The organism is Pseudomonas sp. MM227 (genome assembly GCF_947090715.1).
GTDB classification, from domain to species: Bacteria; Pseudomonadota; Gammaproteobacteria; order Pseudomonadales; family Pseudomonadaceae; genus Aquipseudomonas; species Aquipseudomonas baltica.
Genome location: NZ_OX352319.1, coordinates 3,293,935 through 3,315,694 on the forward strand (window position 1 = coordinate 3,293,935; position 21,760 = coordinate 3,315,694).

Genomic DNA, 21,760 nt, shown 5'->3' on the forward strand with positions numbered 1-21,760 from the left:
CGCCGGAGGGCCGCGAATGATACGCGCAACACGGCGCCTGCGCATCAAAGGCTAGCCGATTTTTTCAGGCTTTCTTCTTTTTCCGCTTGGCGGTGCCTTTCATGTCTTTCAGGCGCTGCACCGCCTGTGCGTTCACGTCGCGACGCTCGTCCTTGTCCATCTTCTTCCAGGCCTTGCACTCAGGCTTGGTGCGGCCACAGGCAATACACGTCTCGTCAGTGAACTTGCAGACGCTGATACAGGGGTTCTTGCTGCTCATGGGACGGGGCACCGGTGCGCGACTGAAGGGATAACGCTCTGACAACGGCCAGCGCCGAATGCGCCATTTTCTTTGAGCGCAACAGGCTCGAGCCTATCCGGCGGCACTTGTTGAAACCCCTTGAAAACTGACAAGCGCCACCGAGGAAACGCTGAACTAAATAATGATTCACACACGTTAAAAATGAAAAATCATATTCATTCTTCTGCCTGTCGAAGTTCTCAGCATGTGCTTAACTTTTTTTAACCGGGGGTCGCGCCCTGCGCTTGCAACACCGGTAATGATTAAAACAACTTATTCATTGAATACGAGGTGCAGCATGAACGCCAAAGACTTGAAGCCGTTTGATTTTTCGACCGTCAAACGACATCAGAAGAACAGCGTAGGCAGCGTCGCGGACCTGACAGTGGAGTTCAGTCATATCCCTGCCCGATACGCCAGCGAGTTTCCAAACAGACAGGTCGTATTCAAAGATGCACAGATTTTCGAAACCGCCCGAGGTGTGACGTTTTCAGCGAACTATGTTCCTGATCGCGGCAGTCACTGGGAGTTCATGATAAACACACCCACTTCCCCAGGCTTCCACACCATTGGCGCTCAAGGATCGGCATACGCCGGGTTGCGTCACGGGGGACACGAGATGCACTTGTTCGATTACGACACTGTCGAGCTGAAAGCGTACGCGCCAGACAGCATCTATCAGGCAAGGCTCGTCAATGCAGGTCAAGCCGGGGAGGACGGTTTCCAACTAAGCCTGGCTTCCAACGTGCAGGAGGACTGAGTCTCGAAAAATCCAGACACAAAAAAAGCGACCCGAAGGTCGCTTTCTTTGTTTGCCTCAAGGAGTTCAAGGGCCTCGAAGCTTTATATGGCGCAGCGGACGGGACTCGAACCCGCGACCCCCGGCGTGACAGGCCGGTATTCTAACCGACTGAACTACCGCTGCGTATCGCTCGGACTTGCGTCCGTTTGAAACCTTTTGACCCAGAACTTCGAGGTTCTCGATCGCTGAACCGGCGAACCGAGTCAGTGTATAAAATGGCGCAGCGGACGGGACTCGAACCCGCGACCCCCGGCGTGACAGGCCGGTATTCTAACCGACTGAACTACCGCTGCGCAGTGTGTGCTCTCTTGTTTCAGCACGTGTTGCTCTTCGTTGCGTTCTCAGCTGCATTTCAACGAAATGGTGGGTGATGACGGGATCGAACCGCCGACCCTCTGCTTGTAAGGCAGATGCTCTCCCGGCTGAGCTAATCACCCTTTGCTTCGCTGAGGCCGCGAAATTTACGCAGGTACCGAACCTAAGTCAATACCCTGTATGAAGTTTTTTTGAAAAAGGTGTTAAATGTCAGAGCTTGTGAAACCTTGCGGGCCTCTTCGCGGGCAGAGCCCGCTCCCACAGGATCCTCAGATGAACTGGGTTTGTGTGGGAGCGAGGCGGGCGGCGAGCCCTCTGCCCGCGAAGAGGCCTTCAGCCCTTACAACGCAGCCAGCCCGCGCGCCAGATCGGCCTGCAGGTCGCCAACGTCTTCCAGGCCTACCGCCACCCGGATCAAGCTGTCGCGAATCCCTGCCGCTTCGCGTTCGGCGGGCGACAGGCGCCCGTGCGACGTGGTGGCCGGGTGGGTAATGGTGGTCTTGCTGTCACCCAGGTTGGCGGTGATCGAGATCAGGCGGGTTGCATCGATGAAGCGCCAGGCGCCCTCCTTGCCTCCCTTGACCTCGAAACTGACCACGGCGCCGAAGCCTTTGGTCTGACGCTTGGCCAGTTCATGCTGGGGATGGCTCGGCAGGCCCGAGTAATGCACCTTCTCGATCCCCGCCTGTGCCTCCAGCCATTGCGCCAGCACCTGCGCGCTGGCGCAATGGGCGCGCATGCGCAGGTTCAGGGTTTCCAGGCCCTTGAGGAAGATCCAGGCGTTGAACGGGCTCAGGGTAGAGCCAGCGGTGCGCAGGTAACCCAGCACCTCGTTCATTTCCTTGCTGCGACCGCACACGGCGCCGCCCATGCAACGGCCCTGACCGTCGATGAACTTGGTCGCCGAGTGCACGACGATGTCGGCACCCAGCGCCAGCGGCTGCTGCAGCGCCGGCGTGCTGAAGCAGTTGTCGACCACCAGCATGGCGCCCTTGGCCTGGGCCACGGCGCTCAAGGCCGTGATGTCGACCAACTCGGCCAGCGGGTTGGACGGCGACTCGACGAAGAGCAGCCTGGTATTGGCCTTGATGGCCCGTTCCCAGCCGCTGACGTCGGCCAACGGCACGTAGTCCACTTCGATGCCGAAACGCTTGAAGTACTTCTCGAACAAGCTGATGGTCGAGCCGAACACGCTCTGCGACACCAGCACGTGGTCGCCCGCGCTGCACAGGCTCATGACCACGGCAGTGATCGCCGCCATGCCCGTGGCGAAGCCGACCGCCTGTTCGGCGCCTTCCAGGGCGGCCAGGCGCTCTTCGAAGGAGCGCACGGTGGGGTTGGTGTAGCGCGAGTAGACATTGCCCGGCACTTCGCCGGCAAAACGCGCCGCGGCATCGGCCGCAGTACGGAAAACATAGCTGGAAGTGAAGAACAGCGGATCACTGTGTTCGCCTTCCGGCGTGCGGTGCTGGCCGGCGCGAACCGCCAGGGTGTCGAACGACACCCCTTCGAGATCGCTATCCAGTCGCCCGGCATCCCATTCCTGTGTCATGCCGTTGCTCCCATTCAGTTGTTGTAGAGGTCTATGATCGCGCTGACCGCATGCGACTTGCTCTTGTTGGAGTCGTTGCGCGCCTGCTCGATCTTGTTCAGATAGAACGCGTCGATATCGCCAGTGACGTACTTGCCGTCGAACACCGCGCAGTCGAAGTTCTCGATCTTGACCTTGCCACCACCGACCGCGTCGATCAGGTCGGGCAGGTCCTGGTAGATCAGCCAGTCGGCACCGATCAGATCGGCCACTTCCTGGGTGCTGCGGTTGTGCGCGATCAACTCATGCGCACTCGGCATGTCGATGCCGTAGACGTTCGGGTAGCGCACGGCTGGAGCAGCCGAGCAGAAATAGACGTTCTTGGCGCCGGCTTCGCGGGCCATCTGGATGATCTGCTTGCACGTCGTGCCGCGCACGATCGAATCGTCCACCAGCATCACGTTCTTGCCGCGGAACTCCAGCTCGATGGCATTGAGCTTCTGACGTACCGATTTCTTGCGCGCGGCCTGGCCGGGCATGATGAAGGTACGACCGATGTAGCGATTCTTGACGAAGCCTTCGCGAAACTTCACGCCCAGGTGGTTGGCCAGCTCCAGGGCCGCGGTGCGGCTGGTGTCCGGAATCGGGATGACCACGTCGATGTCGTGTTCGGGGCGTTCGCGCAAAATCTTGTCGGCCAGCTTCTCGCCCATGCGCAGGCGTGCCTTGTAGACCGAGATACCGTCGATGATCGAGTCAGGGCGGGCCAGGTACACGTGCTCGAAGATGCACGGTGCGTACTGGGGGTTGGGTGCGCACTGGCGAGTGTGCAGTTTGCCGTCTTCGGTGATGTACACCGCCTCGCCCGGCGCCAGGTCGCGGATCAGGGTGAAGCCGAGTACGTCCAGGGACACGCTTTCGGAGGCGATCATGTATTCCACGCCTTCGTCGGTGTGGCGCTGGCCGAACACGATCGGACGGATCGCGTGCGGGTCACGGAAACCGACGATGCCGTAGCCGGTGATCATCGCCACCACCGCGTAGCCACCGGTGCAGCGCTTGTGCACATCGGTGACGGCGGCGAACACGTCTTCCTCGGTAGGCTGCAGCTTGCCGCGCACGGCCAGTTCGTGGGCGAACACGTTGAGCAGCACCTCGGAGTCCGAGCTGGTGTTGACGTGACGCAGGTCCGATTCGTAGATTTCCTTGGCCAGCTGCTCGACGTTGGTCAGGTTGCCGTTGTGCGCCAGAGTGATGCCATAGGGCGAGTTGACGTAGAACGGCTGGGCCTCGGCCGAGGTCGAGCTGCCCGCCGTGGGATAGCGCACATGGCCAATGCCCATGTGCCCGACCAGCCGCTGCATATGGCGCTGCTGGAAAACGTCCCGTACCAGCCCGTTGTCCTTGCGCAGGAACAACTTGCCATCGCTACTGGTAACGATACCGGCAGCATCCTGGCCGCGGTGTTGGAGGACCGTTAGCGCGTCATACAGCGCTTGATTGACGTTCGACTTACCGACGATACCGACGATGCCACACATGCGACGCAACCCCTACTTAATGAATCTGAACTGAGCACCACTCACTGCGCCTTGTTGGCCGGCAAGAGGTGTTCCTTGAACGGAATGTCAGCCGGTGCGCTGATTCCGCTGGCGAGCCACTGGCTGGACATCCCCAGAATGAGGTTTTTCGACCAGTCAGCAACCAAAAGAAATTGGGGCAGGAGCCGTGATTCCTGCCACCACGAATCCTGTTGAACGGGCCCCAGGCTCATCAGCCCGGCGGCCACCACCACCAGCAGGCCACCGCGCGCGGCGCCGAAGACCATGCCCAGGAAGCGGTCGGTGCCCGACAGCCCGGTAACGCGAATGAGTTCGCCGATCAGGTAGTTGACCATGGCGCCGACCAGCAAGGTGGCCACGAACAGTACGGCACACCCGGCGATGACACGCGCGGATGGGGTCTGGATGTAGTTTTCGAAATAACCGGCGAGGGAACCGCCGAACAGCCAGGCCACGCCACCTGCGACTATCCACGTGACCAGCGACAGGGCTTCCTTGACGAAGCCGCGTGTCAAGCTGATCAGTGCGGAGATGGCGATGATCGCGATGATCGCCCAGTCGACCCAGGTAAATGCCACGGTGCGGCCTGCATACGGATAAGGCGGCGCATTTTAGCAGAGCGCGGGCGCGGGAGTAAGCGGCGATTGTCGCCTGCACCGCAGCGCGCCCCTTCGCGGCCGCTGACCGCTCCTACAGCTTCCCGTAGGAGCGGTCAGCGGCCGCGAAGGGAGCGCCACGGCTCCACGGCTGACGAAGACTCAGCCGCGCTCGGGCTCGAAACGTACCACGAACCCCTGCAGCTTCTGCTGGCGGTTGATCACGTCACGCAGGCGCTCGGCCTCAGCGCGCTCGACCAATGGACCGACGAACACCCGGTTCTTGCCATCGGCCGTACGCACGTAGGCGTTGTATCCCTGCGCACGCAGGCTCTTCTGCAAGGTGTCGGCACCGGCGCGGTTGGACAGGCTGGCCAATTGCACCGACCAGCTGACCGGCAGCCCATTGGGGTCGATCTTACTGCCGGTGTCCGTCTTGGCGACCGGTGGCACCTTGGCCGCAGCGATGGGCGCGGAAGGCTGCACCGATTCCACCGGCTTCTTGGCAGGTGTGGCAGGCGCGGCAGGCACCGACTGGATCGGCTGGCTAGGCGGGGCAGCCTGCGTCGCGGCCTGCGCTGGAACCGGCTCCGTCTCGATGATCTGCGGCTCGGGCACAGCAACCGGCTCGACCTGCACCTGAGGCGCGGCCGGGGCCTGCGGCGCTGCCGGGGCTTGTACCTGAACCTGGCGCACGGTTTGATCCTCGCGCGAAAACAGCATCGGCAGGAAAATCACCGCCAGCGCGATCAGCACCAGGGCGCCGATCATGCGCTGCTTGAACACTTTATTGGGCAATGCCATCCACGTTCTCCCGTTCTACGTTGCCATACATCCATTTCAGGGCCTGGGCGACACAGTGGAACGAGCCGAACACCAGAATCTCGTCACCCTCGCCTGCGGCTTCGCACTGCGCTTCGAGCGCATCGGCGAGGCTGCCATGAGACGTCGTGGCAGCGCCAAGGTTCAGGAGCGCGGCGTCGAGTTCGGCGGCCGGACGACTGCGCGGTGTTTTCAGCGGTGCGACTGCCCAGTGCGTGATGACGGCTGTCAGCGGCTCGATCACCCCGACCAGGTCCTTGTCGGCGAGCAGGCCGAACACGGCCAGACGCCGGCCCGCAAGAGGCTGGCGCGCCAGCCGCTCGGCCAGAAAGCGAGCGGCGTGCGGGTTGTGGCCCACGTCGAGAAGAATTTCGACCGACTTGCCGGCGTAACTCACACGATGACGGTCCAGGCGGCCGGCCACGCGGGTGTGCGCCAGCGCCCAACCCATACGTGCAGCGTCACGCGGCAGATCGAGTGCCACGTAGGCCTGCAGGGCCAACGCGGCGTTTTCCAGCGGCAGGCTGGGCAATGGCAACGACAGCAGCTCGACCGGGTAGCCTTCGACATCCACCCCGCGCCACGACCAGTGATCGCCTTGCGCGGTGAAGTCGTAGTCGCGGCCGCGCAGATAGAACGGGCAACCCAACGTGGCAACCTGCTCGAGCAACGGCTGCGGAGGGTCGATATCGCCACACAGTGCTGGCACGCCCGCACGCAGGATGCCGGCCTTCTCGAACGCCACCGACTCGCGGGTATCCCCCAGGTACTCGGCATGGTCCAGACCGATGCTGGTGACCACGGCCACATCGGCATCCACCAGATTGACCGCATCGAGCCGACCGCCCAGGCCCACTTCCAGCACCACGGCATCGAGCTCGGCGCGCTGGAACAGCCAGAGCGCGGCCAGGGTGCCCATCTCGAAATAGGTCAAGGTAGTGGCGCCGCGCGCCGCTTCCACGGCGGTGAACGCCTGGCACAACTGGGCATCGGTGGCCTGCTGGCCGTCGATCAGCACTCGTTCGTTGTAGCGCAGCAGATGCGGCGAGGCGTAGACCCCCACTTTCAGATCGCGATCCTGCATCAGCGCCGCGATGAACGCGCAGGTCGACCCCTTGCCGTTGGTCCCGGTCACCGTGACCACACGCTCGGCTGGCTTGCCCAGGCCCAGGCGCTGCGCGACTTCGCGGCAACGGTCCAGGCCCATGTCGATGGCCGAAGGGTGCAGCTGCTCCAGATAGGCGAGCCACTGGCTCAGGCTGCGCTCGGTCATACGTTGGCGGGCGCCGGCGGAACAACGATGGGCTCGATCGGGGCGGCCACGTAGGTAGGCGTCGGCAGGCCCATGAACTGGGCCAGCAGGCTGCCCAGGCGCGGGCGCAGTTCCTGGCGCGAAATGATCATGTCGATCGCACCGTGCTCGATGAGGAATTCGCTGCGCTGGAAGCCTTCCGGAAGTTTTTCGCGCACGGTCTGCTCGATCACCCGCGGGCCGGCAAAACCGATCAGCGCCTTGGGCTCGGCGACGATCACGTCACCGAGCATGGCCAGGCTGGCAGAAACGCCGCCGTAGACCGGATCGGTCAGCACCGAGATGAACGGAATGCCTTCTTCGCGCAAACGCGCCAGGACTGCTGAGGTCTTGGCCATCTGCATCAGCGAAATCAGAGCTTCCTGCATGCGCGCACCACCGGAGGCGGCAAAGCAGATCATCGGGCAACGGTTTTCCAGGGCGTAGTTGGCGGCACGCACGAAGCGCTCGCCGACGATGGCACCCATGGAGCCACCCATGAACGAGAATTCGAAGGCGCTGGCCACCACGGGCATGCCCAGCAAGGTGCCGCTCATGGAGATCAGCGCATCCTTTTCGCCCGTCTGCTTCTGCGCTGCAGTCAGGCGATCCTTGTACTTCTTGCCATCACGAAACTTCAGGCGATCGACCGGTTCCAGATCGGCACCCAGCTCGGCGCGGCCATCTTCGTCGAGGAAGATGTTCAGACGCGCACGTGCACCGATGCGCATGTGGTGGTTGCACTTGGGACAGACGTCGAGGGTCTTCTCCAGCTCCGGACGGTACAGCACTGCTTCGCAGGACGGACACTTGTGCCACAGGCCTTCGGGCACCGAGCTTTTCTTCACTTCCGATCGCATGATCGAAGGGATCAGCTTGTCTACCAACCAGTTGCTCATGCTTTATTTCTCCAGTACCGGGGACTGCTGGCCTGGCCAGGTCCCGTGCATGCTCTTGAGCGTGTTCAGATATGAAACGAATACGTGGGCGAGCGTGGCGCAGGCTGCGCACCTGCGTGCCGCGCGTTTCGCGAAACGTATGGACGGTGCCGAGTTGCCTGCCGTCACATGCTGCTCCCACGCACCGCTTTGAGGAAAGCGTCAATTTTGCGATGGTCCTTGATGCCCTTGCTCGACTCCACCCCGCCACTCACATCCACCGCCCAGGGTTTGACCTGAGCGACGGCCTGGACGACGTTGCCGGCGTGAAGCCCACCTGCCAGCACGATCGGCTTGTCCAGGTGCGCGGGCACCAGCGACCAGTCGAAGGCTTCACCGGTGCCGCCCGGCACGCCGGCCACGTAGGTGTCGAGCAGAATGCCGCTGGCGTTGCGATAGGCCCGGCAGGCCGCCTGCAGATCATCGCCGGCGCGCACGCGCAATGCCTTGATGTAGGGACGGTGGTAGCCCTCGCATTCTTCCGGCGTTTCGTCGCCATGGAATTGCAGCAGGTCCAGCGGCACGGCGTCGAGGATTTCACCCAGTTCGCACCGACTGGCATTGACGAACAGGCCGGTGGTGGTCACGAACGGCGGCAGCGCGGCGATGATCGCGCGTGCCTGTTGCACGTTCACCGCCCGGGGGCTTTTGGCATAGAACACCAACCCGATCGCATCGGCACCCGCGTGCGCAGCGGCCAGAGCATCCTCTATGCGGGTAATACCGCAGATTTTGCTGCGAACGGCTGACATGTCGGCGAGTACCTCGACTTGGCTGGGGAACGGCGGATGTTAGCAAATGCTGTCGGCGACGTCAGCCAGTGTGTCGAACCCGGTCAGGAAGTGCGGACCGATATAGCGCTCGGGCAGTGGGAACTCATCGCGGTACTCGACTTGCACCAGGTACAGCCCGAAAGGATGGGCCGTGACCCCGCCGGTTCGGCGTACCCGGCTTTGCAACACTTCGGCGGCCCATTCCACAGGGCGCTCGCCCGTGCCGATGGTCATCAGCACACCGGCGATGTTGCGCACCATGTGGTGCAGGAAGGCATTGGCGCGCACGTCGATGACGATCATCTTGCCGTGCTGGGTGACCCGCAGGTGATGCAGTTGCTTGATCGGCGACTTGGCCTGGCACTGGCCGGCGCGGAAGGCACTGAAGTCATGGGTACCGACCAGCGCCTGGGCGGCGGCGGCCATGCGGGTGACATCCAGCGGACGGTGATTCCAGGTGATTTCCTCGCCCAGATGGGCGGGTCGGATCTGGTCGTTGTAGATGACGTAGCGGTAGCGGCGGGCGATGGCCTTGAAACGCGCATGAAAGTTGGGCGGCATGATCTTCGCCCAGGTGACACTGACATCATGGGGCAGATTGATGTTGGCACCCATGACCCAGGCTTTCATGCTGCGCTCGGCCTGGGTATCGAAGTGCACCACCTGGCCGCAGGCGTGGACACCCGCGTCCGTGCGGCCGGCGCACATCAGCGAGATGGGCGAAGCGGCAACCTTGCCCAGGGCGTCTTCGAGGGTTTCCTGTACGGTGCGCACGCCGGAGGCCTGGCGTTGCCAGCCGCGGTAGCGCGAACCTTTGTATTCAACGCCCAAGGCAATGCGATAGAAGCCGTCGGCCGCCGATTCGGCGACCGCGTTGTCGATGTTTTGCACGAAGTTGCAGCCTGTTGGTTGAGCGATGGCGGCGATTATACCGGATCGAGGAATTGCGGCGCTGCCTTCGCGGGCAGAGCCCGCTCCCACAAAAAGGGCCTCGATGTACAGATGTGGGAGCAGGTTTGGGGGTCGGACGGCGACCGCTGCACCGCGTTACCGACTGATGCGCCCAAGCATCTCGCGCGCCTCATCCTGCTGCCCGGTGCTGCCTTCCTTGAGCACTTCACCGAGAATGTCGCGGGCGCCGTCGTTGTCACCCATCTCGATGTAGGCACGGGCCAGGTCAAGCTTGGTGCCCGCCTCGTCTCCCCCGTCGAGGTAGTCGAAATCGTCTTCACCTTCGATCGGTGGAAGGTCTTCAGGCTTGGGGGGCACGGCGAAGGGTTCGGCCATGGGTGTGCGGGCAAAACCGTCGGAGAGTTTTTCCAGTTCGGCATTGATCTCGTTCAGGCGCGATTCGGGTGCCTGTGGCTCCTCGGCGTCATCGGCCAACGACAGATCGAAATCTTCCGGCAACGTCGTCTCGGGTTCGTCGGTCGAATTGCCCGCTGCAGCTTTCTGCTCGGCCAGCAAGGTGTCGAAGTCGATGTCCGCGCCTGCCGTCGGCGCGGGGTCCGGGGTGTCATCCAGGTTGAGGTCGAAATCGGTATCGAAGGTGCCGTCCAGCGAGTCGGCGGACCCCGGCTCGTCGTGCAGCAACTGCTTGACGTACTCGGCGTCCATCTGCGCTGCCGCGGCGGCTGCACCAGCAGCGGCGGCGGCAACACCGAGCATGGCAGGGAAGCGCGCTTTCAGACGCTCGACGTCGGCATGGTTCTGGCCGGTGGCGATCAACTGCCGCTCCTGGCCGACGAAGCCATCACGATCACCTTGCAGGCCATACACTTCCATCAATTTCAGGCGCAGATCACTGCGCTTGGGCTCGCGCTCGGTCGCCGCTTCCAGCAGTTCGGCAGCATGATTGAGGCGGCCGCGGGCAATGCTCTGCTCCACTTCGGCGAACAGCCCCTCATCGGTGTCGATGCTGGGGCGCAGCGGCGGCGTAGGCAGCACGGTTGGCGCAGGCGCCTCGGCGAAGGTAGCCGGTGCGGCACTGGCCCTGGCGCCCGCTACCGAGGCGGCCACCATGGCCGGGGTCAGGTGCACGGTCGCCGCCGGGCGCTCCAGCCCTTCGAAGCTGTTGGGCGGCAAATCGAGATCCGGGCCGTGATCGGGCTCTTCGGCCAGCGCGCGGGCCATGCGCATGTGCTTCTCGGCCTCCTGCTGCGCCTTGCGGCGGCGGGCCAGCAGCAACAGCAGCAAGAGCAGCGCTGCAAGGGCACTGGCACCGACCACCATCAGCAGGGTCGAGTTGTCGCTGGGCTGCTCGGCAACCGCGTCGTCGGCGGGGTCGGTGGTCGCATCCAGCGGCTCGCCCTGAGGCAAGGCCGGCGTACTGGCGGCAGCGTCGGGATTGACCTGCTCGGTGGCACCGGGTACAGCCGGTGCCGGAACCAGCGCGGCGTTGACCGGGGCATCGGAATCGCCCTCGGCAGGCTCGCCGTCGTCCAGCGCAGGGGCCAGCGCCTGCGCAGGCGCCAACGCTTCGGCCGGCACCGGTACATCGGCGCCCGCTGCCTGCATCTTGGCCAGTTGGTCGTTCTTGAGCTGAATCAGTTTCTGCAACTTGTCGAGCTGGCTCTGCAGGTCGGCGTTGCGGCTGCGCAATTCTTCGTTGTCACGGCGCGTGGAGTCCAGGGCTTCCTGGGTCACCGCGAGTTTCTGGTCGAGGGCCCTGGCATCGCCCGCCGGGCCGTTGGCCTCGCTGGCGCCTGACACCAGGCTGAGGTTGTCTTGCGGCGGCGCGGCGGCCGGCGCCGGAGCACCGTTGCCACGGCGCGTGGCATCGACCTGCTGCGCCCGCGGACCGAGGCGACGGCCTTCGCGCCAGGCAGCATTCTGCCGCGCGACTTCGGCCACGGCTGGGCCCGGCGCGGTGGCCGCGGTCTGCTGGGCGTCCGGCATGCGCAGGACCTGGCCGGTCTTGAGACGGTTGATGTTGCCGTCGAGAAACGCGTCGGGGTTGAGCGCCTGGATGGCCAGCATGGCTTGCTGGACCGAGCTGCCCTGACGATTGCGCGCCGCGATCTCCCACAGGGTGTCACGCGAACCCGTGGTGTAGGACGCCTGGTTGGCACTGGCGGCGGGAGCGCTCAGCGCCGGCTGCGGTGCATTCTGCGCCGCCTGGGCCGCCTGCGGGGCAAACTGCGCGGGATCGAGCAGCATGCTGTAGTCGCGCAGCAGACGGCCGCTGGGGAAATTGACCTGGACCAGGAATTTCACCAAGGGCGCCGACAAGGGTTGCGTCGAGGTCACGCGGATGACGCTGCGGCCACTGGCGTTGATCACCGGCGTGAAGCGCAGGCTGTCGAGGAAAGCCTGGCGCTCGACGCCCGCCTTGCTGAATTCCTCGGCCGGGGCCAGCACTGGCTGCACCTCGGCGGCAGTGAGGCCGCGCACATCGAGCAGTTCTATCTCGGCGAGCAGGGGCTGGTTCACCGCGGACCTGAGGGTCAACTCACCCAGCTCCAGGGCGTTGGCGATACCGGAGGACAGCGCCGAAGCGGCAGCCATTGCTAACACCAGTTTGCGAACTTGAACCATGGCCTAATCCTTGTCTGAACATTCCTCGGCAAGCGAGAAGAAGCTTGCGCTGTCGCATGCGAACAGCTGGGCAAAACGGGCGAACTGTCTGCAAATTGTCGGCAAGTATCTTTTAGCCATGACCTTTAATCAACAACTCGGCCACTTGTACCGCATTCAAGGCGGCGCCCTTGCGCACGTTGTCCACCGTGGCCCACAGGCTCAGCGCCTGGGGATCGTCGATACCGGTGCGTACACGACCCACGTACACCACGTCCTGGCCTACCGCATCGCCCACTGCTGTAGGGTAGTCGTCTTCCACCGTTTCGATCCCGGGCGCCATGGCGAGGGCCTGGTTGATGGCCGCAAGGTCCAGCGTCGAGCCGGTCTGCAGCGCGATGCTGTAGCTGTCGCCGAAGAACACCGGTGCCTGCACGCAGGTCACCGAAATCTTCAGCGCTGGCATGCCAAGCAGCTCGCGCAGTTCGTCGACCAGCCGCCGCTCCAGCGGCACATGGCCCTGCGCGTCGGGCGTACCGACCTGCGCCAGCAGGTTGAAGGCGATCTGGCGGTCGAAGAACTGCGGTTCCAGCGGGCGCACATTGAGCAGCTCGGCCGTTTGCCGGGCCAGTTCGCTGACAGCCTCGCGGCCCAGGGCCGACACGGCCAGGCAGGCGGTCACGTGCACCTGCTGCAGATCCAGCACGGCGCGCAAGGGTGCCAGGATCACGGCCAGCGCAGTGGCGGCAGCGCTGGGGCTGGCGACTTGCACGGGCAGCGGCAGATCGCTCAGCACGGCGGCATTGGCTTCCGGGACCACATTGGGGGCCTGGGACGCCGGCAGGCCGGCCGACAGATCGATGACCGTGCAACCGGCCGCCGTGGCACGCGGCGCCAAGCTGCGCGTCACCGCAGGGCCGGCGGCGAAGAACACCAGCTTGACCAGACTGAAATCGAACTGATCGACTTCACGCACCCGCATGTTCTTGCCGCGAAAGGCCACCGACGCACCGGCCGATTCGCTGCTTGCCAACAGGTGCAGCGCACCCACCGGGAAATCGCGCTCTTCGAGAACCTGCACGAGGGTTTCGCCAACCGTCCCGGTGGCGCCGATCACGGCGATGTCGAAAGTCTTGGGCATGGGCAGGGTCCTTGGGAAATGAACAGGCCGCGCACTTTATCGGTTATCGGCCGCGCTGTCCTCGCAGCAGACAGGCGCCGCAGTGCACCTGCCCTACCGCGGTGCGCCCTTCGCGGCCACGGACCGCTCCTACGGACAACCTCGTAACCTGCGTAGGAGCGGTCATCGGCCGCGAAGGAAGCGGTCGCGATGGCTCAGTCTTTCTTGTCTTTCTTGAAGGCGGCTTCCAGCGCATCGTTGATGGTGCGCAGTACCTTGACTCGCGCCCAGCGCTTGTCGTTGGCCTCGACCAAGGTCCACGGTGCCACTTCGCTGCTGGTGCGATCGACCATGTCGCCCACGGCGTCGCGATAGGCACCCCACTTTTCGCGGTTGCGCCAGTCGTCTTCGGTGATCTTGAAACGCTTGAACGGAATCTGCTCGCGCTCTTTGAACCGTTTCAACTGGGTCTGTTCATCGATCGCCAGCCAGAACTTGACCAGCACCACACCGGCATCGGTCAGTTGCTCTTCGAAGTCGTTGATCTCGCCATAGGCGCGCATCCAGTCGGCCGGACTGCAAAAGCCTTCGATCCGCTCGACCAACACGCGACCGTACCAGGAGCGGTCGAACACGGTGAACTTGCCCCGCGCCGGCAATTGCCGCCAAAAGCGCCACAGATAGGGCTGGGCGAGTTCGTCCTGGGTTGGCGCGGCAATCGGCACGATGTGGTATTGACGCGGGTCGAGCGCGGCGGCGACACGCTTGATCGCTCCTCCCTTGCCCGCCGCATCGTTGCCTTCGAACACCGCCACCAGGGCGTGGCGGCGCATGCGCTTGTCGCGCATCAGGCCTGCCAGGCGAGCCTGCTCGGCAATCAACTGGCGTTCGTAATCGTCCTTTTCCAGATGCCGGCTCAAATCCAGGCTGCCGATCAGGCTGCGTTTGTCGATGCTTTCACTGATGCTCGCCACGACTTTGCGCACTGGCTCGGTGGGCGCCTTCAGCGCTGCCTGCAACCCTTCCAGCAGAATTTGCCCGACCGCCAGGCTGCGGTAGTTGGCATCCACACCTTCGATCACGTGCCACGGCGCGTAGTCGCGACTGGTGCGCCGCACCACGCGTTCGCCGAAGCGCACGAAGCGGTCATAGGTCCTGGACTGCTGCCAGTCCAGCGGGCTGATCCGCCAGCTGTGCAACGGATCGTCACGCAATGACTTGAGCCGCGCCTTCATCTGATGCTTGGACAGGTGAAACCAGAACTTGAAGATCAGCGCACCTTCGTCGCAGAGCATGCGCTCCAACCGCTGCGCGCCGTTGATGGCCTGCTCCAGACGGCCATCCTTGATGTCGCCATGCACCCGATCCTGAATCATCTGGCTGTACCAGTTGCCGAAGAACACCCCCATGCGGCCCTTGGCCGGCAACTGGCGCCAGTAGCGCCAGGCCGGTGGTCGCGCCAGTTCCTCGTCGGTCTTTTCATCAAAGGTGCGCACCTCGATCAGGCGCGGGTCCATCCACTCGTTGAGCAACTTGACCGTCTCGCCCTTGCCCGCCCCTTCGACGCCGTTGATCAACACGATCACCGGAAAACGCGCTTGCTCCTTGAGCTCGTACTGGGCTTCCAGCAGCGCTTCGCGCAGGGCAGGCAGACGCGCCTCGTAAGTGTCCTTGTCGATGGCATGACCAATTTCGGCGGATTCGAACATGGGGCAGGCATTCCTCTTCGGTTAGCTTGAGCGAGCCTCGCTGGGCGAGGTGGTGCTTTGCGTATCGCTACTGAAGCCGACCCGCTCGAGCAGGGTTAGTTCGGCCAGCAAGGCGTTCTCGGCACCCTGGCGACGTCGGGCGATGTCATTGGCGCGCCGCAGGTAATCGCCGCTGCTGCCGGGTTCCTGGCGTTCGTCGAGGACGCTCAACTCCTCGGCGAACGGCGCCAGACCCCGTTCCAGTGTGCTCGCATGGCGCTCACGCAGGTAGTCGGTCCAGAATGCCTGGCGGATCATGAACGCGGCGAAGTCCGGTGCGGTTTCGGCCTGCAGCACCTCGGCCTGTGCGGCGTCGTAGATGTCGACGCCGATACCGGCCGTGGCGGCATAGGCCATGCTCTGCGGCTGGCCGGGCAAGGCCAGGCGACGGGCCAGATAGGTCCGCAGCGCCATGCGCACTTCTGCCTCGTCGACGCTCACACCCAGGCGCCGACGCTCGGCAATGATGCGCCGGGCAATGACCTCCAGCCGGTCGAGCCGGAACAGTCCACGGGCCAGCTCGTACAGGCGTTCGCCACGCTGGGCCCAGGTTGCGCCCTGCAAGGCGTAATGCTGGAGCACATGTACTTCCATATCACTGAACATCAACCGCTCCCCATCCACGCAAGTGTCCAACCCCTGGGCCATGGTGTACAGGCGTTGACGCAACTGGCGATTGGCCGATGCACCGGCAACGACATTCCAGACGCGCCGGGTCAGTTCGGTTGGATTGCGGGTGTAATCCGGTGTGTGACGCAGATTGTCGATCAAGCGGGTGAAGGCCTCGGAGCCGTCTTCATCGACCAGCCCCTGCCACAACTGTGCGCGATGGCGTCGCTCGACCTCGCTGGCACCCTGTAGCCACACATCGACCAGCGGGCGGCCGGCCCTTGCCGAGTGCACATCGTTGGTCCGATGGGCGAAGAACTGAAAACGCCGGTGTGGCCTGGGGCTATCCAGCTGCCTCAAGCTGAAGTCATCCAGCCTGTTGCGATCCATGAAAACGTCCACACCCTGCCCTTGGCTCATCTCGGTGAACACCGAGTCGGGAATATGGCGCAGCCGGGTGCGGTACAGGTTCAGGGTGCGCAGCGCGGGCAGCCGCGAAGCCCACTGTGGCCAGCTGGGCAGCACCAGACCGGCGAGATTGAGTTGCTGCAGCCTGGAGAAACCGCTGGAAGTGGCTATCGGCGCCGGAAGATTTCCGCTCAGACTCAACAGGGTCAGGTCCGGCAGACGTCCCAGGCGGTCGAGCAGCGCCTGGTCCAGGGTCAGGTTGCAGAGCGTCAGGTCCAGTTCGGTCAGCTGTGTCAGACGATCGACCGCTTCGGGCAACTGGCCCAGGTTGCACTCACGCAAGGTCAGGCTGCGCAACTGCGAAAAGCTGGCCAGCAAGTTGGTCAGCGCCGGCGCGTCCACCGTGCTGCCGGTCAGGTTCAGGTGCGTGACGAAGCGCAGATCGGCGTTCAGGCCAGGAAAATCCAGCAGCGGCGCGTAGGTCAGGTTCAGATGATAGTGGTGTCCGTTGGCCGTACGTTCCGAAGGCAGCTGACGGCGCCAGGCGATGTCCAGACGCGCTGTGACGTCGGCACGGTAATGCATCAGGTCGCCTCTGCTGGCGTTGTAGCGGGCCGGCAGGTTGGCCGGGGCCGGTCGGTGCGCCCACGCTTGCAGCTGAGCGTGCATCTGCGAACGCTCGGAGGCCAGGTTGTCCAGCCCCAGCATGATGTCGGCGCGGCTCATGCCGGCTTGTTCGTACAGTCCCAGCAGTTCGCGGGCAGCGGGCTCGCTGGTGCCCGGATAGAGGCCGCGAATGCGTGCCACCAGCACCCGTCGCGACAGGGCCACCTCTCGCCTTCCGCTCATGGGGTAACCCACGCGCCCGTAGCCGTCGCGCATCGGTGTCCTGAAGCTTTCCGGCAGAGGGGTCTGGCCCAGCCAGCGTGCACAGGCATCGCGGTGAGCGAAGGCATAGTCACGCACCGCATCGGCCGACGCGGTGTCGCCCAGCACCTGCTTGATGGCCCGTTCCAGCTCGAGGCTGTCCAGCGACTGCGCGGTGCCGAAGCACAGGCCTTCGAAGGCGCGATTGAGCCGTTGGCACTGTTGATAGGCACGCGCGCGCTCACTCGACTTCAGGGGGATGCGTCGATTGACCAGCATTCGCGCCTGTTCGCCAGGCGCCACGCCGAGCAATACCTCTTCGGCTGCGGCGACGCTCAAAGCGGGAAAATCCCTGCAAATGAGCTGGGTGGCCGGACCGCTGCCAAAATGCGTGGCGTCGTAGAGCTGTTCGAAACGTACCTGCGCGGCAGTGTCCGCAAGCCCGGCGCGTTGCACCTGGCGGTGCAGGGCAAAACGTTGCAGGGCATCGACCAGCAAGGCAGTGGGTTTGTCGGCCTGGGCATAGACCGCGTCCAGCAAGGTGGGCGGCAACCCGGTGCTGGCCAGCGCCCGATGGATATCCTCTGAATCCATGCCCGACAGCCGCCAGCCCAGGCGGTCACGCAGGGTGGTGCCGGTCACCTCGGGTTGCTGCTCGGCGGCCAGCCGCCAACCGGCACCCGTTTCCTCGATCAGTGGCAGGTAGGCATTCGCGTCGCGCGGATGGGTAATGCGCCACCGCTGGTACCGATCGTCGAAGCGAAGGTCATGCACGCGCCCGTCGATGACCACGCTGTCACGTGCTTCGTCGTGATAGAGCCGATCGGTATCGGGCAGCAGGTCGGCAGGCAGGCCCTGGGCAGCAACGTAGTCGTCGAGGTTGGGACGCCACAGGTGCTCGCGGCCATCGGCGAGCGTCACCGGGAGCAGTTCCGCCAGCTGGGTATCGGCGGCAACGGCAGGCACTCTGGGCGCGACCCAGCTGCGGCCCGCCTGCACCGCGCCGGCGAACACCGCCATGGTCGCCAGATTTTCGACCACGCTCATGGCATGGCCGAAGGCGGCATGATCATCGCCCTGGCGCCAATCGTCGACGCCACTGAACACTTCCTGCAACAGCTGGGCCGCAGCGCAGGTCAGCATGGCCGCACCCAACGCCGGGACCAGCAGGCCGGCGATATTGAGCAGGGTCGTTCCGGCGTCCAGATAACGCCGGCGTTCACGCTCCCGGATGATGGCGTCTTCGTCGGCGGTCGGCACCGCCATCACTCGAGCATCCTGGTAGGTCTTGAGCAAGCGATCATTATGTTGCAGGTCGAACAGGTCACCGACCACCGCACGCTTTTCCAGGTTCAATCGCTTCAGCCAAGCGCCACCGGAGCCGGCAATCCGCTGCTGCAGACGCTGGTCGAACGGCGCAGCGAACTTCTCGCCCACCATCGAGCAGACATATCGCTGGAAATCGGGCCGCTGGAGTTTTTCTCCCAGGCGTTCGGCGAAGGCCTGGAACGAAGGGTATTGCTTGATCGGGTGGTCGGGTTCGCCGGGCATCAGCACCACACAGCGACCGTCGACGGTCGATTCGATCAGTTGCACGCCGTACAACGCCACGGCAGCGAAATCGGCGCTGCCCAGCAGGCGCAGCCAGTGATAGCGCACCGCACTGCCCGCCCAGGTCGGGGGAGCCGCTTGGGCAACCTGCAGCAGCAGACGATAGCCGTCTTCCTCCACATCGCCGCGCAAGCGGGCGATGTGGGCCAGCACTGCGAGATGGGCCTGGTCATTGCGTTTGAACAGCGCCGCCACCCGCTCGGGTTGGTCCTCGGGCTTGAACACTGTGTCCAGGTGAGCCTGGTAGCGCTGGCCCAGGTCCAGGCGCCGGCAGGCAGTGGCGAATTGCTGGGGGTCGAGGGCGATTGCCGGTTTTTCCTGGCGGGCGCGAAAGTCGATGTCTTTGCCGGCAGTGAAGTATTCGACACCGCCGCTTGGCAGCACCATCGAACCCGGCGCAAAGCTCAGGTTCGCTTCGAAATTCTGCATGGCGGCAACCAGCAGGTTCTGTTCAATCGCCCAGCGATGACTGAAGCCCATGCCGACGTTGTGCATGGCGCGCACCAGCACATAGCCGCGCGGATCAATGTCGAGCTGGAACTGCCTGCGGATCTCCTGCCCGACCAGGTCGGCACAGAACTCGGTGACGTCGCGCAGCCCGGCCAGTACAGGGGCGAGGGCGCGCTTGGCGGCGTGGCTTTCATTCTGACTGGCGCTCAACGCCTGGCGCATCGCCGGGCTGGCCTGGCTCAGCCAGGTCGGCAACCGCTGCGCGACGATGCGCGCATGGCGGCGGTCCCGGGCGGTGCCGCCCTGGCTCATTGGGGGGTAGATCGCGTGCATGATCGGCTCCTTGCCGAAAGGGGAGCGCGCACGGTAGCCCGCGCCACAGCCGCCAGAGGCTGCATTAATAACCACCTGCAGACCGCAGTGGCCGCCGCTGCGCAGCCGTCGCAGCCGTCGCAGCGGCCTGGCGCTGGCGAAGCAGAGCCTGCGCGCTACAATGCCTGCTCGCCTATTGCCGAAGCCGTCATGAAAACCCCGAGCATCCTCGCCCAGCTGGACTGGACCGACACCGGTCATCCTCGATCGCGCGCCTTCGGCGACGTCTATTTCGCCGCCGACGGCCTGGCCGAAAGCCGCCATGTGTTCATCGAGCAGAACCGCTTGGCAGAACGCTTCGCCGCCCTCGCCGACGGCGAACGCCTGGTGATCGGCGAAACCGGCTTCGGCACCGGGCTGAATTTTCTCTGTGCGTGGCAGTGCTTCGCCGCCTCGGCTGCACCGACTGCACGCCTGCACTTCATCAGCGTGGAAAAGTACCCGCTGAGCGCTGCGGACCTGACCCGAGCCCTGGCGCTGTGGCCAGAGCTTTCGGCCCGCAGCGAGGCGTTGCTGGCGCAGTACGTGGCGGTGCATGAAGGCTTCCAGCGCCTGGTGTTCGACGGCGGCCGGGTGACCTTGACGTTGCTCATAGGCGATGCGCTGGAACAGCTGCCGTGCCTGGACGGAAAGGTCGATGCCTGGTTCCTGGATGGTTTCGCTCCGGCGTGCAACCCGGCCATGTGGACACCCCAGCTGTTTGCCGAACTGGCGCGGCTGGCGGCGCCCGGCGCAACGCTGGCCACGTTCACCAGCACCGGCTGGGTTCGTCGTGGCCTGGCAGCCGTCGGTTTCAAGATGAAACGAGTGCCGGGCATCGGCAACAAATGGCATGTATCCAGAGGCGTGTTCGTGGCCGACGCCGCCGTGGCAACACCCGCCGTCAGGCCCTGGTTCGCCCGCCCCGAGCCGGTAACCGGCGAACGCCACGCGCTGGTCATCGGTGCCGGCCTGGCAGGATGCGCCACCGCTGCCAGCCTGGCCGCGCGCGGTTGGCGGGTGTCGCTGCTCGAGCGTCATGCCGAAGTGGCTCGGGAAGCCTCGGGAAATCCGCAGGGCGTGCTGTACCTGAAGCTGTCGGCCCACGGTACGGCCCTTTCGCAGTTAATTCTGGCGGGCTTCGGCCACACGCGCAGGCTGCTTGCGCAACTGCAGCGCGGTCGCGACTGGGACGCCTGTGGCGTTCTGCAGCTGGCCTTCGACGACAAGGAAGCGCAGCGCCAGGGGCAACTGGCCGACGCATTCCAACCCGAACTGCTGCACCTGCTGGACCGTTCAGCGGCCCAGGCGCAGGCAGGCGTCGACTTGCCCAGCGGCGGCCTGTTCTACCCCGAGGGTGGCTGGGTCCACCCGCCTGCCCTGTGCCAGCACCTGGCGCGTCACCCACGCATCACCCTGCTGCGCCATCACCACGTGGCAGACCTGCGCCACCTCGACGGCCAATGGCACGCGTTCGCCGACGACACCCTTCTGGCCTGCGCCCCAGTAGCCGTGCTGGCGTGCGCCGCCCAGGCCAATGCCTTCGCCCAGACCTGCGCACTGCCACTCAAGCGCATCCGCGGGCAAATCACTCGCCTGTCGGAGACACCGCGCAGTGCTGCGCTGTCGACGGTGGTCTGCGCCGAGGGCTACATCGCCCCCGCCCGCTCGGGCGAACACACGTTGGGCGCCAGTTTCGACTTCCACAGTGAAGACCTCACGCCCAGCCAGGCGGACAACCTCGACAACCTGGCCCTGCTCGAGGCGATTTCCCCTGACCTTGCCGTGCGTCTGGGCGCTGCGCTGCTGCCCGCCGAACGCTTGCAGGGCCGGGCCGGATTTCGCTGCACCAGCCCGGACTACCTGCCGATCATCGGGCCGGTCGCCGACGCGCAGGCATTCGCCGAGCGCTTTGCGATCCTGGCCAAAGATGCCCGCCAGGTGCCTGAACAGCCCTGCCCCTGGCTGCCCGGGTTGTACGTCAACAGCGGCCATGGCTCGCGCGGGCTGATCACCGCGCCGCTGTCGGGTGAACTGATTGCCGCCTGGCTGGACGACGAACCGCTGCCGCTGCCTCGGGAAGTGGCCTGGGCCTGCCATCCGAATCGCTTCGCGCTGCGGCGGCTGATACGCAACAAAGCTTGAACCTGCATGGGGGGCCGGACTCTCA

The 21,760-nt window shown here is 64.5% G+C and carries 15 protein-coding genes and 3 tRNA genes; 2 read left to right on the top strand and 16 right to left on the bottom strand.

All coding sequences use genetic code 11. The features are described 5' to 3' along the window. Positions 1-64: 64 nt before the first annotated feature. The gene (locus tag ONG87_RS14900) at positions 65-259 is read right to left on the bottom strand and encodes a DUF1289 domain-containing protein (protein ID WP_122476402.1); all 195 of its coding nucleotides are present in this window, start codon (positions 257-259) and stop codon (positions 65-67) included. Between the two features lie 319 nt (positions 260-578). On the opposite strand from ONG87_RS14900, the gene ONG87_RS14905 reads away from it, so the two are divergent. Then, a complete protein-coding gene (locus ONG87_RS14905; protein ID WP_264381545.1) occupies positions 579-1,040 on the top strand; it encodes a hypothetical protein in 462 nt (153 codons plus the stop codon). 88 nt (positions 1,041-1,128) lie between these two features. Here ONG87_RS14905 and ONG87_RS14910 read toward each other — a convergent pair. From ONG87_RS14910 to ONG87_RS14980, 15 genes are all read right to left on the bottom strand, one after another. Beyond that, positions 1,129-1,205, bottom strand: a tRNA-Asp gene (locus tag ONG87_RS14910). A 93-nt stretch (positions 1,206-1,298) separates the two neighbouring features. Next, positions 1,299-1,375, bottom strand: a tRNA-Asp gene (locus tag ONG87_RS14915). 68 nt (positions 1,376-1,443) lie between these two features. Beyond that, positions 1,444-1,519 (bottom strand) — tRNA-Val (locus tag ONG87_RS14920). Between the two features lie 218 nt (positions 1,520-1,737). Continuing rightward, complete coding sequence (locus ONG87_RS14925; RefSeq protein ID WP_264381546.1) at positions 1,738-2,949, bottom strand: O-succinylhomoserine sulfhydrylase; 1,212 nt, start codon at positions 2,947-2,949, stop codon at positions 1,738-1,740. A 14-nt stretch (positions 2,950-2,963) separates the two neighbouring features. Further along, a complete protein-coding gene (gene purF, locus ONG87_RS14930) occupies positions 2,964-4,469 on the bottom strand; it encodes an amidophosphoribosyltransferase (protein ID WP_122476407.1) in 1,506 nt (501 codons plus the stop codon). A 41-nt stretch (positions 4,470-4,510) separates the two neighbouring features. Beyond that, positions 4,511-5,068 carry a CvpA family protein gene (locus ONG87_RS14935; protein ID WP_122476408.1) on the bottom strand — a complete coding sequence of 186 codons (558 nt, stop codon included), beginning with the start codon at positions 5,066-5,068 and terminating at the stop codon, positions 4,511-4,513. Positions 5,069-5,248: 180 nt separating this feature from the next. After that, on the bottom strand, positions 5,249-5,890 hold the full coding sequence (locus ONG87_RS14940; RefSeq protein WP_185794319.1) for an SPOR domain-containing protein: 642 nt from the start codon (positions 5,888-5,890) through the stop codon (positions 5,249-5,251). Continuing rightward, the gene (folC, locus tag ONG87_RS14945; protein ID WP_192176321.1) at positions 5,874-7,181 is read right to left on the bottom strand and encodes a bifunctional tetrahydrofolate synthase/dihydrofolate synthase; all 1,308 of its coding nucleotides are present in this window, start codon (positions 7,179-7,181) and stop codon (positions 5,874-5,876) included. Before folC ends, ONG87_RS14940 begins: the two co-directional genes overlap by 17 nt. Beyond that, positions 7,178-8,098 carry an acetyl-CoA carboxylase, carboxyltransferase subunit beta gene (gene accD / locus ONG87_RS14950; RefSeq protein WP_122476414.1) on the bottom strand — a complete coding sequence of 307 codons (921 nt, stop codon included), beginning with the start codon at positions 8,096-8,098 and terminating at the stop codon, positions 7,178-7,180. Before accD ends, folC begins: the two co-directional genes overlap by 4 nt. Before the next feature lie 164 nt (positions 8,099-8,262). Then, the gene (locus ONG87_RS14955; RefSeq protein WP_264381547.1) at positions 8,263-8,889 is read right to left on the bottom strand and encodes a phosphoribosylanthranilate isomerase; all 627 of its coding nucleotides are present in this window, start codon (positions 8,887-8,889) and stop codon (positions 8,263-8,265) included. A gap of 39 nt (positions 8,890-8,928) precedes the next feature. Continuing rightward, positions 8,929-9,801 carry a tRNA pseudouridine(38-40) synthase TruA gene (gene truA, locus ONG87_RS14960; protein WP_192047667.1) on the bottom strand — a complete coding sequence of 291 codons (873 nt, stop codon included), beginning with the start codon at positions 9,799-9,801 and terminating at the stop codon, positions 8,929-8,931. Positions 9,802-9,957: 156 nt separating this feature from the next. Then, positions 9,958-12,447, bottom strand: a complete 2,490-nt coding sequence (locus tag ONG87_RS14965) for a FimV/HubP family polar landmark protein (protein WP_264381548.1) — start codon at positions 12,445-12,447, stop codon at positions 9,958-9,960. Positions 12,448-12,559: 112 nt separating this feature from the next. Further along, on the bottom strand, positions 12,560-13,567 hold the full coding sequence (locus ONG87_RS14970) for an aspartate-semialdehyde dehydrogenase (protein ID WP_264381549.1): 1,008 nt from the start codon (positions 13,565-13,567) through the stop codon (positions 12,560-12,562). 194 nt (positions 13,568-13,761) lie between these two features. Beyond that, positions 13,762-15,255, bottom strand: coding sequence for a polyphosphate:AMP phosphotransferase (pap, locus tag ONG87_RS14975; RefSeq protein ID WP_264381550.1), 1,494 nt, complete (start codon positions 15,253-15,255; stop codon positions 13,762-13,764). Positions 15,256-15,276: 21 nt separating this feature from the next. Next, positions 15,277-19,572, bottom strand: a complete 4,296-nt coding sequence (locus ONG87_RS14980; protein ID WP_264381551.1) for an NEL-type E3 ubiquitin ligase domain-containing protein — start codon at positions 19,570-19,572, stop codon at positions 15,277-15,279. Positions 19,573-19,761: 189 nt separating this feature from the next. Here ONG87_RS14980 and mnmC point away from each other — a divergent pair, with 189 nt between their 5' ends. Continuing rightward, positions 19,762-21,735, top strand: a complete 1,974-nt coding sequence (gene mnmC / locus ONG87_RS14985) for a bifunctional tRNA (5-methylaminomethyl-2-thiouridine)(34)-methyltransferase MnmD/FAD-dependent 5-carboxymethylaminomethyl-2-thiouridine(34) oxidoreductase MnmC (protein WP_264381552.1) — start codon at positions 19,762-19,764, stop codon at positions 21,733-21,735. The last annotated feature ends 25 nt before the right edge of the window (positions 21,736-21,760 follow it).